The organism is Nocardioides sp. J9 (assembly GCF_007829375.1).
GTDB lineage: Bacteria > Actinomycetota > Actinomycetes > Propionibacteriales > Nocardioidaceae > Nocardioides.
On sequence record NZ_VLJQ01000051.1, the window covers coordinates 1 to 14,982 of the forward strand.

Annotated in this window: 11 protein-coding genes; 4 read left to right on the top strand and 7 right to left on the bottom strand. The window is 68.0% G+C overall.

Features of this window, described 5'->3' with window-relative positions; all coding sequences use genetic code 11:
• The 7 genes from L615_RS04245 to L615_RS23705 all read right to left on the bottom strand — a co-directional run.
• Positions 1 to 311, bottom strand: a 311-nt coding sequence (locus L615_RS04245) for an NADH-quinone oxidoreductase subunit A (protein WP_145724231.1), incomplete at its 3' end; no start/stop codon positions are given.
• Between the two features lie 805 nt (positions 312 to 1,116).
• Positions 1,117 to 1,998 carry a CoA transferase subunit A gene (locus tag L615_RS04255; protein ID WP_145724232.1) on the bottom strand — a complete coding sequence of 294 codons (882 nt, stop codon included), beginning with the start codon at positions 1,996 to 1,998 and terminating at the stop codon, positions 1,117 to 1,119.
• A gap of 10 nt (positions 1,999 to 2,008) precedes the next feature.
• Complete coding sequence (locus L615_RS23700; RefSeq protein ID WP_222430437.1) at positions 2,009 to 2,500, bottom strand: hypothetical protein; 492 nt, start codon at positions 2,498 to 2,500, stop codon at positions 2,009 to 2,011.
• A gap of 400 nt (positions 2,501 to 2,900) precedes the next feature.
• Complete coding sequence (locus tag L615_RS04265; RefSeq protein ID WP_145724233.1) at positions 2,901 to 5,204, bottom strand: hydantoinase B/oxoprolinase family protein; 2,304 nt, start codon at positions 5,202 to 5,204, stop codon at positions 2,901 to 2,903.
• Positions 5,205 to 5,240: 36 nt separating this feature from the next.
• Complete coding sequence (locus L615_RS04270; RefSeq protein WP_145724234.1) at positions 5,241 to 7,370, bottom strand: hydantoinase/oxoprolinase family protein; 2,130 nt, start codon at positions 7,368 to 7,370, stop codon at positions 5,241 to 5,243.
• 30 nt (positions 7,371 to 7,400) lie between these two features.
• On the bottom strand, positions 7,401 to 7,829 hold the full coding sequence (locus tag L615_RS04275) for an acetone carboxylase subunit gamma (protein WP_145724235.1): 429 nt from the start codon (positions 7,827 to 7,829) through the stop codon (positions 7,401 to 7,403).
• Positions 7,830 to 7,859: 30 nt separating this feature from the next.
• Positions 7,860 to 9,773, bottom strand: a complete 1,914-nt coding sequence (locus L615_RS23705) for a hydantoinase/oxoprolinase family protein (protein ID WP_222430438.1) — start codon at positions 9,771 to 9,773, stop codon at positions 7,860 to 7,862.
• Between the two features lie 202 nt (positions 9,774 to 9,975).
• Here L615_RS23705 and L615_RS04290 point away from each other — a divergent pair, with 202 nt between their 5' ends.
• The 4 genes from L615_RS04290 to L615_RS04305 all read left to right on the top strand — a co-directional run bounded on the left by L615_RS04290 (position 9,976) and on the right by L615_RS04305 (position 14,779).
• A complete protein-coding gene (locus L615_RS04290; RefSeq protein ID WP_222430439.1) occupies positions 9,976 to 11,802 on the top strand; it encodes a sigma-54-dependent Fis family transcriptional regulator in 1,827 nt (608 codons plus the stop codon).
• 878 nt (positions 11,803 to 12,680) lie between these two features.
• Positions 12,681 to 13,007 carry a hypothetical protein gene (locus tag L615_RS04295; RefSeq protein WP_145724238.1) on the top strand — a complete coding sequence of 109 codons (327 nt, stop codon included), beginning with the start codon at positions 12,681 to 12,683 and terminating at the stop codon, positions 13,005 to 13,007.
• A gap of 114 nt (positions 13,008 to 13,121) precedes the next feature.
• Positions 13,122 to 14,321 (top strand): DNA cytosine methyltransferase, encoded by a 1,200-nt coding sequence (locus tag L615_RS04300; RefSeq protein ID WP_145724239.1) that lies wholly within the window; start codon positions 13,122 to 13,124, stop codon positions 14,319 to 14,321.
• Positions 14,318 to 14,779: a very short patch repair endonuclease gene (locus L615_RS04305; RefSeq protein WP_145724240.1), complete on the top strand. Its 462-nt coding sequence runs from the start codon at positions 14,318 to 14,320 to the stop codon at positions 14,777 to 14,779. The genes L615_RS04300 and L615_RS04305 overlap by 4 nt, the downstream gene beginning before the upstream one ends.
• Positions 14,780 to 14,982 lie beyond the last annotated feature (203 nt).

A 14,982-nucleotide genomic window follows, 5' to 3' on the forward strand; every position in this document is an offset into this window, starting at 1 on the left:
ACGAACACGGTGGCGATGAAGAGGACCATCTCGACCAGCCCGAACCACGCCATGTTGTCCAGCTGCATGGCCCACGGGTAGAGGAAGATGATCTCGATGTCGAAGACGATGAAGAGCATCGCCGTGATGTAGTACTTCACCGGGAAGCGGCCGCTCAGCGCCTGCGGCGTCGGCTCGATGCCGCACTCGTAGGAGTCCATCTTCGCGCGGTTGTAGCGGCGCGGGCCCACCATGGTGCTCATCGCGACCGAGCCGACCGCGAACAACGCGGCGAGAGCCGCCAGCACCAGCACCGGCGTGTAGAGCTCCACGGATGGCCCCCTTTTCCCTGACCCTGTCGACACCGCGAGCAGGGGAGCGGCGGGCGGCAAGACTTCCTGACCCYCCACTACCGGGCAGTCATGCGTTTCTAACGCAGAGAAGGCTCAGCCAAGTCACCCCGCTGGGTGAGCACCTGGGTGGTGGGAATTGAGGCTGCTGCACGGGTAAGGGGACCCAGCGCGCTCACCCCGAGGCGACACATCGGGTTGCCGAGATGACGTGGAGACATCTCAGATCGGATTGACCGATAGCGCTCGGTGGGCTACGACCAGAGCGAGCATCCCGCCAGTTACTACCCGTAGCTGACGCGGGGACCTGCCGCCTTCCCGCACGGGATAGCGGCCGGTTGTCGCCCGTGCTCGACATCGGCGAAGTGGTCGACGGGCTCTGTCCGCCGCACTCCATGAGCCGGGCGGCGGTACTTTGGTCTTGGCGGTCACGCGGACCCCGACGCATTCTATGGGGCTTGGCCCCTGCTCAGCGGCCGCCTTCGACGTCACCGAGCATCCCGATCACCTCAGGGGCGCACACACCCGCCCGAGGCATGATCGCAGTGCTCGCCCTAGGTGCCCGAGGTGTCCCAGCACCTCATTGCTCTGAACGAGGCGGAAGGCGTGCTGCGGTGAACGAGAGTCACGACGCAGACAAGACATCGCTCTTCGACCATTGGTTCGCCGACATCGCGCGCTTCGTCGAGGAGGAATCGGTAGCCGAACTCGGGGTCGTCGCGGTGGGCGTCGGACAGGGCGTTGGCCCGGGTAGTGGGTTGGCGGGCGATCTTGAGGACCCGGGACGTCACCGCGACAGGGATCCGGTCCGCGGCCAGCTCGCGGACGAGCGGGTAGATCTGTAATGGGTGCTGGCTGGCCCGTGGCCGACTGGAAGGCTGCTCCTTGGCCCGCGCGCGTGACTCGCGGTATATCCGACCCGCCACCGTGGCGGTGTCTTGTAAATGACATGTCCGCGCACGGGTCGAGGGTGCACGTGGATGCCCGGAAGGTGCACCTCGTCGGGCGGGATCTCGCCGGGCTCGACGAGCTCCTCCACCTCGGCGATCGTGAACCGGGCCGCCATCGCGCACAGGGGGTTGAAGTTGCGCGCAGCCATGCGGAACACCAGGTTTCCGTGTCGGTCGCCCCTGTGGGCCCGCACCAACGCGACATCTGGGCGCAGGGCCTCCTCCATGACGAAGACCTGTTCCTCGCCGTCCCAGTCGAAGACTGCGTCCGGCTTGGGACGGCTGACCACGGCAACGGTGCCATCCGGTGCGTGTCGCAGAGGCAGGCCGCCCTCGGCCACCTGGGTGCCGACGCCGGTCCGGGTGTAGAAGGCTGCGACGCCTGATCCGCCGGCCCGCAGCCGCTCGGCGAGCGTCCCCTGAGGCGTGAGCTCGATCTCGATCTCCCCGGTGAGGTACTGGCGCTCCAGCTCCTTGTTCTCTCCGACGTAGGAAGCCACGAGACGACGGATCTGACCGTTCTCCAGCAGCCGCGAGTTGCCGACCCCCGCGATGCCACAGTTGTTGGAGACCAGCTCGAGGTCCCTGCTGCCTTGGTCGGCCAGCGCGGCGAGCAGGACCGACGGGACGCCGCAGACTCCGAATCCGCCGGTGGCCACTGTCATCCCGTCGCGCACACGGCGTACGGCCTCAGCGGCACTCAGCACTGTCTTGTCCACCGCTGTCCCCTCAGCCGAGGGCCGCGAGCTGGTCGAGGACCCGCTCAGGCGTCGCCGACGCCGGGATGGTGGCCAGGAGCGCATCGCCGTCCGGCAGGTCCGCAGCCCCCGCCCAGAAGCCGTCCGGCACCACACCGACGGCGACTCCCTCAACCTCCACCCCGCTGTCGCGGCGGACAGCGACGCTCCACTCGAAGTGCGCTGCCACGTTGGTGACGGCCGAGAGCGCCCCCAGCCGCTCCGGAACCTCCACGACGGGATCTCCCGGGGATGTGCGGGCGTCGAGCACGATCAGCGCAACGGGAAGGGCACCGAGCTTCCCCAGCCACTCGGCGAGGTACATCGACGCCGTGTCGGCGGCGATCTCGTCGATACCCGGGAGGCTGTGGCCCGTCAGCGCGTGCGCGCGTCCCAGCCACACGGCGGGCGAGGGCACCGACACGACCAGCGGCCGGCGGCACGCCTCGGCGAGGGTGCGGGCGGTGCGCACCACCCGCTCCACGCCGGCGTCGTCGGCGAGCAGGTCCGGGACCGGCTACCCATCTGCTCGACGATCTCCGGATGGGCGGCGAGGTGTGCGGCGTACAGCGCACCGCCGTCGATCCACGTGGTGTCGGGATCGAGCAGAGCGTGCACCTGCTGGATGTGGCCGGTCAGCGCCGCCAGGTCCGTCCACGGCACGGGAGCACCCTGGCGGATGACGGCCGTGGCGTAGTCGCGGTGGTCGAGCAGCACCGGCCGCGGACGGCCGCTGGGAACGGCACTGACGAGGCTCAACAGGGAGGACATGGTGGGTTCCTTCCGCCCCGCCGATCCGGCGGGGTCGATGACGTTCAGGGACGCGGTGGGCGACCGGGGTCGACCACCCGGTCACCCACCGCCGGTGGCGGGAAGGTCCGGCCTCAGGCCAGCCGCTTGACCTCCACGCCGTGGGCTGCCTCGAGCTCGAGGACCCGGGCCTCCAGCTCGGCGATCCGCACCTCACGCCGGTCGGGGATCATCACGATCGGCAGCTCGGCGAGCGGGGCACTCACGCGCTCCGGGCCGTCGATCGTGAATACGGTGGCCGTGATGTCGTCGGTCTCGGAGCCCCACGAGCCGTAGTAGTGCAGGCTCTCCGGCGGCTCCGGGGTCACGAACTCCTCGCAGAACTCAGCGAAAGGCTTGCCACGGCGCAGCCGCGCATCGCGCGCCGTCCGTCGCGCGGCCTCTGTGCCCTCGACGTCGAGCCGGAAGTTCGTCGGGTCGTAGCGGACCCCGAAGATCTCCTCGGCGACCTTCTGCGTGATCCGGCCCAGCTCGGCGTCCCGGACGACGGACTCGGCCAAGCGCTCGAGCGGGTCGCCGTACCCGCCGCCGGCGCCCTGGCTGATCATGTAGAGCTCGCCGTCCTTGGCGATGTCGAACTGCAGGCCCATGTGGTACGTCGAGTACCGGCCCTCCTCGAACGGACGCTCGTTCATGACCTTCTCGATGGACAGGTCGAACTTCGACGGGTCCCGCCGGATGTGGTCGTAGACGTTGGTTCCCTTGACCATCGCCAGCGGGTAGGTGCCACAGCCGTAGCCGCCGTACATGCCGTAGATGGAGGAGAACTTCGCGCCGGACGTCACGGTCATGAAGCCCCACTGCGGCGTGCCCTCGGCGGCGACGATCATCTCGTAGCCCATGCCCCCGTTGAACTTCCCGAAGCCCATGTTGTCGCGGACCAGGCGTTTGGAGACCAGCTGCATGAAGGGCACCTCCTCCTCCATGACCTCCTGCTCGGCGGTGTCGGCCATCGCGCAGAAGAGAGGCGACACGGCGTCCTCGCCGTCGCGGAACGGCTTGGCGCCGCCCGGCATGCCGTTGAGGTCGGCGCACAGGTTGCCGACCATGTCGCCGTGCTGGGTGATGCCTCCCCACAGGAAGGTGTTGATCTGGTTGAACCAGTTGGCCACCACGTTGCTGTACTTGTGCGGGGTGGAGAAGGACATCCGGCTGTAGAGCGCCTGGAACGCCGAGAAACCGCGGAAGGACGCCTGCAGGGACTGGCCCATCGGGGCGTCGTACGAGGCGTCGGCCCACGTCCCCTCGTCGGAGATGATCTCGATGCAGCTCATCGCCGAGGTACAGCGCGGCAGGTCGGGCCACCAGAAGGCGAGGATCGCCTGCATGAACATCGACTTCACCGAGCACAACGGCGAGTTGATGGCCCGGTTCAGGATCTCCGGGCCGGTGCCGCGCAGGTCGACGGTCATCTGGTCGCCCTTGACCGTGATCTTGCAGGCGAACTTGATGAGGATGTTCTCCTTCAGCGTCGAGTCCATGAACTGGTCGAAGCGGTAGGTGCCGTCGGGCAGCTCGCTGATCCGCCGTCGGACCTCGACCTCAACGTCCTCGACGGTGGTGCGAAGCGCAGCGACGAAGGTATCCACGCCGACCTCGTCGATCACCGCGTCGACCCGCTCCATGATCTTGCGGACCGCGGTGATCTTCACCTTCAGGTCGGCGAGCTGGAGCTTCGGGTCGCGCACCGAGTGCTGGAGGAAGGTCAGCAGGTCGCGGCGCAGCTCGCCGCCCTCGACGATCTTGAACGGGCTCATCCGCAGGCCGTCGTCGAAGGGCGTCTCGGAGCCCGACGGCATGCCGCCCGGCTCGCAGGCGCCGTTCTCCCCCTCGTGGATGGTCGCGGCCACCCAGGCGATGATCCGGCCGTCGCGGATCACGGGCATGATCATCGACTGGTCGGTGTTGTGGACGTTCCCGAACCGCGCGTCGTTGTGGATGAAGCCGTCGCCGGGGTTGATGCCGACGGTCGGCTCGTCCTTCCAGTACTTCATGATGTAGCGGATCGGGTGGTGCAGGATCGCGCTGAAGGCGATCACGCCGTGGCACGACAGGTACGAGACGTCGCCCGACGCCGTGTAGATGGCAGTCGTCAGGTCGCCCCACTTGGCGCCCGGTGCCGCGCCCTGGGCCTCGCACATCTCGTAGCCCTCGTCGAGGGCGCCGGCGATCCGCTTGCGGATCCGCTCGACCTCGAGCCGGTCGACACCGGCAGCAATCGCCAGCTCCTCGTGGTCGCTGCGGGGCGCGATGCCGTGGTCGCGCATGATCTCGGGGTCGGGGCCGAGGAACAGCGTGGTCTCGTCCATGAACTTGTCGACCCACTCCTGCTCCTGCGGAGTGAGCACCCGGCCGGGGTTCTCGTGCACTGCGGTCATGTCAGTCTTCCTTGCGTTGGATAGCGGGTGGGCGGGTCAGTCCTGCAGGAACCACACGGCGCCCTGGCGGGTGGGCTCCAGCCGCCAGCCGGGCTCGACCAGGAACGTCGTGTTCTCGGTCGTCACGATCGCCGGGCCATGGATCACCCGCTCGTGGGTCAACGCGCCCTGGTCGTAGACGGGCGTGTCCAACGCCGCGTCGTGGCCGATGAAGTGCACCTGCCGGCGCGAGACCGGGCTCGGCTCCGTCCGTTCCCCGCCGGCGTCCAGGGGCTCGAAGTTCACGACGTCCCCATCGACGTACGACGCCACCCGGATCGTGTTGCAGCGGATGCCCGCCTCCGGTGCGGCCGACGCCGCGCCGAAGCGGTGGCTGTAGACGTCGCCGAAGGTCTTGATGATCCCGAGCACGTCGCCGACGCCGTCGATCCGGCTGATGTCCTCCAGCGCCACCGCCTGCGTGAGCAGCTGGTTGCCGTACCGCATGTCGACCTCGAGGCGATGCCGCACGTCGGTGGCGTCGAAGCCTTGGCGGACCAGGTCCTCCCGGCCACGTGCCTCCAGCTCGGCGACCACCGCGTTGAACTCGTCGTAGCGGTCGTAGAGGGCGCGGGTGGTCGCGTTGTACATCGTCACGTGCACGCCGCGCTCGTGGAAGTGGAGCTGCTTCATGTTGCCGGCGCCGCAGGCGGAGAAGACGGACGAGAAGGGGGGCGCCAGGACCCGCTTGATGCCGGCGTGCCGGGCGATGCCGCACGCGTGGAGCGGGCCGTTTCCTCCGTAGGCGAGCATCGTGAAGTCCTCCGGCAGGTATCCGCGGACCCGCAGCTCCTTGCCGATCCCGATCGCCATCTGCTCGTCGACGCCGTCCTTGATGACCCGGGCGATGTCCAGCACGTCCATGTCGAGGTGATCGGCGAGCGCCTCCTCGATCGCGAAGCTCGAACGCCGCGGGTTCAGCTTGATGTAGCCGTTGGCGTAGTTGTCCGGGTCGAGGTAGCCGAGCAGGAGGTCGGCATCGGTGACCGTCGGGCGCAGGCCGCCGCGGTCGTAGCAGGCAGGTCCGGGGTTGGAGCCGGCCGACTCGGGACCGATCTTGATCGAGTTGTGGATCCGGTCGTACGACGCGATCGAGCCCCCGCCGGCGCCGAGGGTGTCGAGGTGCACCATCGGCACCGAGACCAGCCAGCGGTCGATGGTCGGCAGGAAGTCGTAGTGCTTCACGCCTCCCTCGGGCACCAGGCCGATGTCGAAGGAGGTGCCGCCCATGTCGGTGGAGATGACATGGCCGAGCCCGGTCTCGGTCGAGAGGTGCTCGGCCGCGCCGACGCCCGCGATCGGTCCCGAGTGGATCGTCTGCAGCGCGTCGGTGGAGTTCATCTGCGCCATACCGCCGGAGTTGTGGATGACGAGCATCGGCTTGTCGTAGCCGGAGTCCCGCAAGTTGTTCGACAGCTGGCTCAGGGCGTGGAACATGATCTCGTGCAGGAACCCGTCGATGATGGTCGAGGTTGACCGCACGTACTCGCCCTTGCGTCCCGAGACCTGGTGGCCCAGCAGCACCGGGATCGCGCCGAGCTCGTGAGGCGGGAACTCGTCGAGGATGATCTCCTGGATGGCGAGCTCGTGGGCCGGGTTCTCGGTGGCATTGACCAGGGAGACGACGATCGCCTCAGCGCCGGCGTTGACCAGCTCGCGCACCATCTTGCGGACGTCCTCGGCGTCGAGCGGAGCGACCACCTTGCCGGCAGAGTTCATCCGCTCCTTGACCGAGCGGATCATTGAGCGGGGCACGATCGGCTCGGGACGCTCGGCGGCCGGCAGGTTCTGCTGCATCGAGTAGTCCAGGCCCTCGCCGTACCCGCGGCCGCGGGACAGCGGGATGGTGTCCTCGAAGCCGTGCGTCACGATCGCGGCGACCTTCGGTCCCTTCCGCTCGATCAGCGCGTTGGTTCCGAGGGTGGTGGCGTAGCGCACCGAGTCGACCTCGGACAGGACGGTCGCCCGGTCGAGGCCGGCGCGGGTGCAGGCCAGGTCGAGCGCCTCGTTGAAGCCGAGGGCCAGGTTGTGGTGGGTGGTGAGCGCCTTGGCGTCGACGTACAGGTCGTCCCAGACGAAGAAGCAGTCGGTGAAGGTGCCACCGATGTCGACGGAGATTCGTTTCATGACGGGGTCTGTTCCTTCTGCTTCGGCGCGTCAGCGCACGTGGCCGATGGCCCTGAGGGCCGCTGTCTGCTGCTGGGCGTCGTCGCCGGGCCCGTAGTTGTGGACCTCCTCGGCGTCGACTCCGCGCTCCTCCCACTGCGCGCGCAGCGCCGGGACGTCGATCAGCAGGTCGACGGTCGGCGGGTGGCCGGGCGGGAGGTACTCGACCTCGATCTGGGTGCCACAGCCTGGGCAGTAGTACTCGAGGATCCGGCAGTACGTCGGGTCCGGGCTGAACGTGTACTCGTAGCGCTCCGGGTCGATGATCGGCTGGTGGATCTCGCGCGGGTCGCGGTCGTAGACCAGCGTCCCGGGCTTGTAGTTGTCGTGGGCGGACCCGAGATCGTGGGCGCACACGCGGCACACCCAGCGCTCGGATTCGAGGTCGATGACGAGGTACTCGGTCATGGGGACTCGCACGGGAGTCCTCCTTTCCTGGGGTGGGTGGGATCAGCTGAGGTCGTCGAGGACCAGGTCGCCTGCGGCGGTGACCCGGAACGACCAGCCCGGGAGGACGCGCGCGGTGAAGAAGGGGCCCTCGACGATCGCCGGGCCGTCGCCGGCGTGGCCGGGCGAGAGCTGCTCCAGGACGTGCACCGGGACGGTGTCGACCCGGTCGACCGCGGAGCGGACCTCGCGGGTGCCGGCCACGGGCGCGGGGACCGGGTCGACGGGCTCGTCCGGCACCAGGTCCGGCTGCGAGAGCGGCGCGGTCACGGTCAGCCGCAGGGACGCGAAGTGTCCCGGGTGGTCGGCCGGGCTCCCCTCGACGTACGGCGCCCGGTGCAGCTGCGAGCCATCGACGTCCTCGACGATGAGCTCCCAGTCGGCCGTGCAGTCCGCCAGCGCGTAGCCCTCCTGGAACATGTCGCGCTCGGCCCGGGCGAGCAGGTCGCGGTAGGTCGCGGTGGCGCTCGCGGTCGTCGGCTCGCTGACGCCGACCTCGTAGGTCTTGCCCACGTCGGAGAAGGAGATGCCCAGCGCCGAGAACACGGCGGCGCTGCGCGGGACCAGCACCTTGCGGACGCCCGCAGGGCGTGCCGCGCCGGTGGCGCTCATCGGGCCGGCGCCGCCGAAGGCCGCCAGCGTGGTGTCGCCGTCGACCTGGTCGGCGAAGGCCGCCGACACCGCCTGGAAGTAGGCCTGCTCCATCCGGACCAGGGCCTCCTCGAGCGAGATCCCGAGCGGCTCGGCGACGGTCTCCGTGATCACCGCCCGCGATCGGGCGGCGTCCAGTCGGAAGGTGCCGTCGAGGTAGGTGTCAGCGTCGAGCACGCCGAGCAGGAGGTTGACGTCGGTGATGGTCGCTTGCTTGCCGCCGAAGCCGAAGCACGCGGGCCCGGGAGCGGCGCCGACCGACTGCGGCCCGACGGTGATCCGTCCGCCCTCGACGGCGATCACCGACGACCCGCCGACGCCGCGCGAGTGCACGTTGCTCATCGGGTAGGAGATCGGCACCCCCTTGATGGCGCCGCGTTCCTGGACGTCGACCTGCTCGCCCTCGACCACTCCCACGTCCGTGGTCGTGCCGCCGATGTCCATCATCACCACCCGGGAGAGCCCGTAGGCGCGGGCCAGGGCCGCGGTGCCCTCGAGGCCGCCGCGCGGTCCCGACGAGTAGGTCTTCAGCGCCACCGACTTGGCCACCCGCGAGGAGGCGCCGTCGTTCCGGTAGACGAGCAGCGGGTTGCTGACGCGGTACTCCTTCAGCCGCCGCTCGGCTCCGTACAGGAAGCGCTCCATGGTCGGGTGCAGGAACGAGTTGAGGATGCACGACCAGACCCGGCGCGCGTCCTCCCGGTCGCCGGCGAGGTCCCAGCTGTAGATCAGCGGGATCGAGCCGAGCAGGTGGCGCGGGAACTTCCGCAGCAGCACGGTCCGCAGCCGTTGCTCCTCCTCCGGGCTGCTGCCCGCGACGACGACCCGCGCCGCGCCGAGCGTGGTGAGCCGGTTGACCCGCTGGACGACCTCGAACTCGACTTCCTCTGCCGTGGCGTCGGGGTCGAGAGTGAGGACGCGATCGCCGACGAGGTCGTCGAAGAGCTCCTGCTCCGCCTCGGACTTGCGCAGTGCGGTCTCGAGCTCCGGCAGCGTGGTGAGGACGCCGATCATCGGCCCGCGCCGCTCGACCAGCGCGTTGGTCCCCTGGGTGGTCGAGTAGCGGATGTGCTGGGTGGCGTGGAGCAGGCGCTCGGTGTCGGCCTCGCCGTAGAGGGAGGCGGACACCTTCTCGATGCCGGCGAACAGGCACTCGGAGAGGTCGTGCGGAGTGGTGAGGGTCTTGGTGAAGGTGAACCCGTCCCCGTCCCAGACGCAGATGTCGGTCAGGGTGCCCCCGTTGTCGATGTTGATGAGCGTGCTCATCGCGCTCCTTCGGTCATGAGCCGAGTGGCTGCGGCTCGTCGGTGACGGTGTGACGACGACCACTCTGCGGGCCGTCCCGGGCGCAGCCGGTGTCCCAAGATCGAACAGCCAGGGGCTTTCATGTGGCGCCCATCACGGCCACGATGGAAGTGTCAGGAACACCAACACCGACGGGGGCGCCGTGCCGGACTCTGCTCAGCGCATGCTGCGGGTTGCCGCCGCGCGCGCGGACTTCCTCGACAGCGGTCTTCCCGGAGCCGCCGGCATCCCCGGCCTGCTCGCGGCTTCGTGGGAGCGAAGCCAACAAGCCGGCGTCGACAGCGCGCGACCGCACAGCGACTTCACCGACGAGATCGACACCAGCTCACTGCTGGTGCGCTGCGCGCGGCCGGTCCTGCGCCAGCTCGGGAGCGACACGGCGGACGTACCGATCGTCGTGGCGGTCACCGACCACCGAGCCCGATTGGTCCAGCGCATCGACACCTCGAACGCCGTTGCTCGGCTGTTGGACCGGGTCGAATTCGCGCCAGGATTCAGCTACTCCGAGTCCACCATGGGCACGAACGGCGTCGGGACGGTGCTCGAGTCCGGACAGCCGGTCAGCATCGTGGGCCCCGAACACTTCGCCGAGAACCTGCACGCGTTCGCCTGCACGGGTGCACCGATCATCGACCCGGTGACCCGCCGGATCGAAGGGGTGCTCGACATCTCCACGCTCAGTCAGAGCTGGAGCCCACTCATGCACACCCTGGCGAAGAGCGCGGCGCAGGACATCAGCCGCAACCTCCTCCTCGACCGGAGCCAGTCCCAGCAGGCAATCTTCGACACCTACCTGCAGGTCCAAGCGAAGTCCACCAGACAGGCCGTCTTCGCCTTCGGCGACTCCATCTTCATGGCGAACCCGGCTGCCGAGGCACAGTTCGACCCGTCTGAACAGCGGATCCTGCGCGACCACGCTTCCTTCATGACCGGGCGGCGCGACCGAGCCAGCGACACTCTCGAGCTGCCGACCGGCCGCATGGTGCAGGTTCGTGGCACCCGGATCCTGACAGGCTCGGAAGTCGCAGGGCTCGTGGTGATCGCCGAGGTGGTGGCTGAGGCCAAGCCGAGCACCGGTGGTGACTTCGTCGAACACGTGCTGCCCCCGGTCGCGGTCGCGACCAGCTCGACCTCACGCATCGCGGGCGACCTGGGCAAGCCGTACGACGAGATCAGCGCCGGACGCTCCCCCGCCTGGTTGCGGGCCTGCGACGAGCTCCGAACCGCGCTCGTCAACCAACAGGCCACGGTCGTGCTCGGGGAAACCGGCACCGGCAAGTTCACGCTGGTCGGCGAGCTGTTCCACAGCACCTTGCCGGGAGGCCGAAGCGTCGCGGTCGATGCGGCCGACGTCACCGTGGCAGGCGAGCCCGCCGACATGGACGCACTGTTGGCCACCGACGGCGATCCGACCCTCTACATCCTGCGCAACCTGGACGCCGCCTCAACCGCAGCCGCCGACCAGCTCGGTTCATTCCTGGAGCGGATCCGCACCAGCGAGACTGCCGCGTGGTGTGTCGCCACCCTGTCCGACTCGGCGCTCGACTCCGACCTGCCCTTCCACCCACTACTCGAGCACTTCGACGTCTCCGTGACCGTGCCCCCGCTACGGTGCCGAACCGAGGACCTGACCGGAATCATCGGCTCGCTGCTGCGCACCCTGGCACCGCACCGGCGGGTCCGCCTCAGCCCTGAAGCTCACCGCCTGGTCTCGCGGTACTCCTGGCCCCGCAACGTCGCACAGCTCTCGGAAGCGCTCGAGCAGGCACTCCGCAAGCGACCGGTCGGCGAGATTCAGGCTGACGACCTGCCGGCGTACTGCCAGACGGCGGCTCGGCACCAGTTGACTCCGCTCGAGACGGCCGAGCGCGACGCGATCGTGAACGCGCTCCGCGAGCACCACGGCAATCGGGTCGCCGCCGCCGCACACCTCGGCATGGCACGCTCGAGCCTGTACCGCAAGATCAAGGCCTACGGCATTCGCGCCTAACCGCTCAGCCCTTCTTCTCTCAGCCTGCCCGAAGGGGCGTCCCGGAGAGCGACCGGCCGGTGACCGCGGACTGGCGCAGCCGACGATCCCCGCATGGAGGCCGTAGCGCTCAGCGCCTCCAGCATCCCTGAGAGTCCGGTGCGGCGGCACCAGCCTGCCCCCGCGGATCCCGAAGAGGCGACGTCAGCAGACAGCCGCGAGCAGGCTGCTCCGGGGTCCGCTCGGACGTCAAGATCAACCTAGGAATCAGCAAATCTCTATATGAATCTAGACCGTCCAAGTGGCGTGACTGCGGAACTCGTCTGCCCGCAAGATGCTCGCTGACCGGAACACCCCAGTCCGAGTGCGATTAACGATTCGAACCAGCGCCGCCATGTCGCAACTGACCAGTCGTCTGGTCAATTCACCACGACATCTACCTCCCCGTACCGACACGGGCGCCAGGTCCTCTAGCCGTTTATGGGTCACAAAGCGCGACACAAGCCGGAATGGCTCAAAATGACGAGTGACCCGTAACCTGCATTTACGCAGGTCACGGGCCACTTTCCAGTAGCGGGGGCAGGATTTGAACCTGCGACCTCTGGACTCACAGTTCGGTGGTGACGGGTTGCGAGCCTGCTTGCTGATTCTTGCTGCTTCGCGCTCTGACCTGCGCAAACGCACAGCGAACGAGGCGACGGCGCTCAATCCTCTTGATGCTATCTGACGTCGCTAGATGGCTTGCGACACCGTTTTCGGGACATAAACGCGGCATGGCTCGAATCTCATCCGAGCGGAGGCTCGCTGCCCGCCGCAGCCAACAGCAGGCGATGTCGCCCGGCGTCGGGCGACGAAAGGTAACTTATCGGCGCTCGACGACTCCGAGGGCGAGGAAGGCGATGAACTACATAGACAGCGCTCCGGAGGACATGGTCCACGAGTTGACCCTGAACGCTGAGGGTGTCTTGGAAGAGCGCTGGAACGGGTGGGTGCGACCCCTCGCGACCGCAGAGGCGCTCGGCGAGTTCCTCCACGCCTGGCGGGCCAACGACCCCAACGGCATTTGGGGCTACGTCACCGAGGTTGGCGACACCCTCGTCTGCACCCGGTCCGACGCCAACGACTACGTCGACGAGTTTCCAAAGGTTGGTACCACCACTGACGGCCGAGCGGTTTACGACCTCGCAGGTTGCGTCTGGGTGCTCCCCCAAGACGATGACGGGTGATACGACGGGTCAAAGTCGTTCAACCAGCTAGGTGCCGTCCGGGTCGGACGATGCCCTCCTAAAGACGCGTGTTCACGCCCCTCATGTCGGAGGTCCGCGGTAGCGTCCCGCGGTATGGTCCACGACGCTCCGGAGGCAGCCGACGACGCCGACTCTGGCACTTGTATCGAGCTCTTTTCCGGTGGTGGTGGGCTCGCAATGGCGCTGCACGAGGCTGGCTTTCGCCACCTTCTGCTCAACGAGCTGAACAAGCGTGCCTGCGCGACCCTCAGGGCCAACAACGCCGTGGACTACCTGCCCGACGAGACACCTCCCGCGACGCTCGCCGACCCGTGGCCCCTCATCGAAGGAGGGATTGGGGAAGTCGACTTCACGCCGTTCCTGGGAGACGTCGACGTCGTCGCTGGCGGCGTACCTTGCCAGCCGTTCAGCCTTGGCGGGGCCCACAAGGGTCACCTCGACGAACGCAACCTGTGGCCTGAGTTCAACCGTTGTGTCCGGGAAACACGACCACTGGTCATCCTCGCCGAGAACGTGCGGGGCCTCCTCCGGCCCTCCTTCGAGCCCTATTGGGACTACATCCGCCGAGAACTGGCTGCCCCATTCGAGCAGCGCGTCGACGGGGAACCATGGGCCGATCATGACCGCCGTCTGGTCAAGGCGTTGCGCGGTGGCGGCGGCGATCCGACCGAGCGATACGACATCGCGTTCAAGCTGGTCAACGCCGCCGACTACGGCGTTCCGCAGAATCGGTGGCGAGTTGTGCTGGTCGGTTTCCGCAAGGATCTAGGGATCTCGTGGAACTTCCCCGATCCCACTCACAGTGCCGGCGCTCTTCTGCGCGCCCAGCTGTCCGGAGAGTACTCAGATCGGCATCCCCAGGCGCCGATCAAAGAGCATCCCGGCGTCACGCCACCGGAGGACGGTCTCCGGCCATGGAAGACCCTGAGGGACGCCATCCACGACCTGCCCGAACCGGTGGAGCGCCAGGAGACGCCGGGCTACATCCACCACATCGGCTGGCCAGGCGCTCGTGAGTATCCCGGGCACACCGCCAATGTGCTGGACAGGCCGGCGAAGACCGTGAAGGCAGGCGTACACGGCGTACCTGGCGGTGAGTCAGTTCTTCGGCGTGATGACGGGAGCATCCGATACCTGACTGTCCGCGAAGTCGCGCGCATCATGACGTTCCCCGACGATTGGCGGCTCGAGGGTCCGCGGGGCGAGCAAATGCGCCAACTTGGAAACGCCGTCCCCGTCGGTCTCGGTGCAGTGATGGGTCGCGAGATCGCGAAGGTTCTGCGCGAACGATGACCAAGACCAGAGCGCAAGTAGCCCGGCCGCGCGATCCGGCCGTGACCAGTCGCATCATGAGCGCGGTTCGCGCGAAAGACACCAAGCCCGAGCTACTACTCCGCCGCGCCGTGCATGCGCGCGGCGGCCGATACCGCCTGCACGCGGCGGACGTGCCGGGGCGCCCAGACCTGGTGGTGCGCGGCAAGAAGATCGCAATCTTCGTCGACGGCGACCTCTGGCATGGCAACCCCGCAGAGTGGCGACGTCGAGGCAAGGACGATCTGGCTGGCTTGTTCCCCACCCGGACCCAATGGTGGGTCGACAAGATCGAGCGGAACGTCCGACGGGACCAAGACGTCGACCGCGAGCTGGCCGAACGGGGATGGAGGGTGCTGCGCCTTTGGGCGAGCGACATCATCGCCGATCCAGAAGCAGCAGCCGACCGCGTCATTATCGCCCTGCGGGAAGACCTATGACCCGACGCGTCCGAGCAACCAAGCCCGACCCCGCCCTGTATCTGCCCGCGAAGGGACTGACAAGCAGCGAACGCGCGGCAGAGCAGGATATGGCTGCCGGTGGCCATGAAGCGCGCCTGATCAGACGCCAGGACGGCGCCACGGCTCTTGGAAGCGTCGCACTGCGCTGCTACAGCGACAGCCGGCGCGTCTACGCATACCTC

Bases quoted from the DNA above. Each gene is read 5' to 3' on its own strand.
- L615_RS04290 (WP_222430439.1), top strand. From the start codon at position 9,976: ATGCTGCGGGTTGCCGCCGCGCGCGCGGACTTCCTCGACAGCGGTCTT.
- L615_RS04295 (WP_145724238.1), top strand. From the start codon at position 12,681: ATGAACTACATAGACAGCGCTCCGGAGGACATGGTCCACGAGTTGACC.
- L615_RS04265 (WP_145724233.1), bottom strand. From the start codon at position 5,204: ATGACCGCAGTGCACGAGAACCCCGGCCGGGTGCTCACTCCGCAGGAG.
- L615_RS04305 (WP_145724240.1), top strand. From the start codon at position 14,318: ATGACCAAGACCAGAGCGCAAGTAGCCCGGCCGCGCGATCCGGCCGTG.
- L615_RS04300 (WP_145724239.1), top strand. From the start codon at position 13,122: ATGGTCCACGACGCTCCGGAGGCAGCCGACGACGCCGACTCTGGCACT.
- L615_RS04270 (WP_145724234.1), bottom strand. From the start codon at position 7,370: ATGAAACGAATCTCCGTCGACATCGGTGGCACCTTCACCGACTGCTTC.
- L615_RS23705 (WP_222430438.1), bottom strand. From the start codon at position 9,773: ATGAGCACGCTCATCAACATCGACAACGGGGGCACCCTGACCGACATC.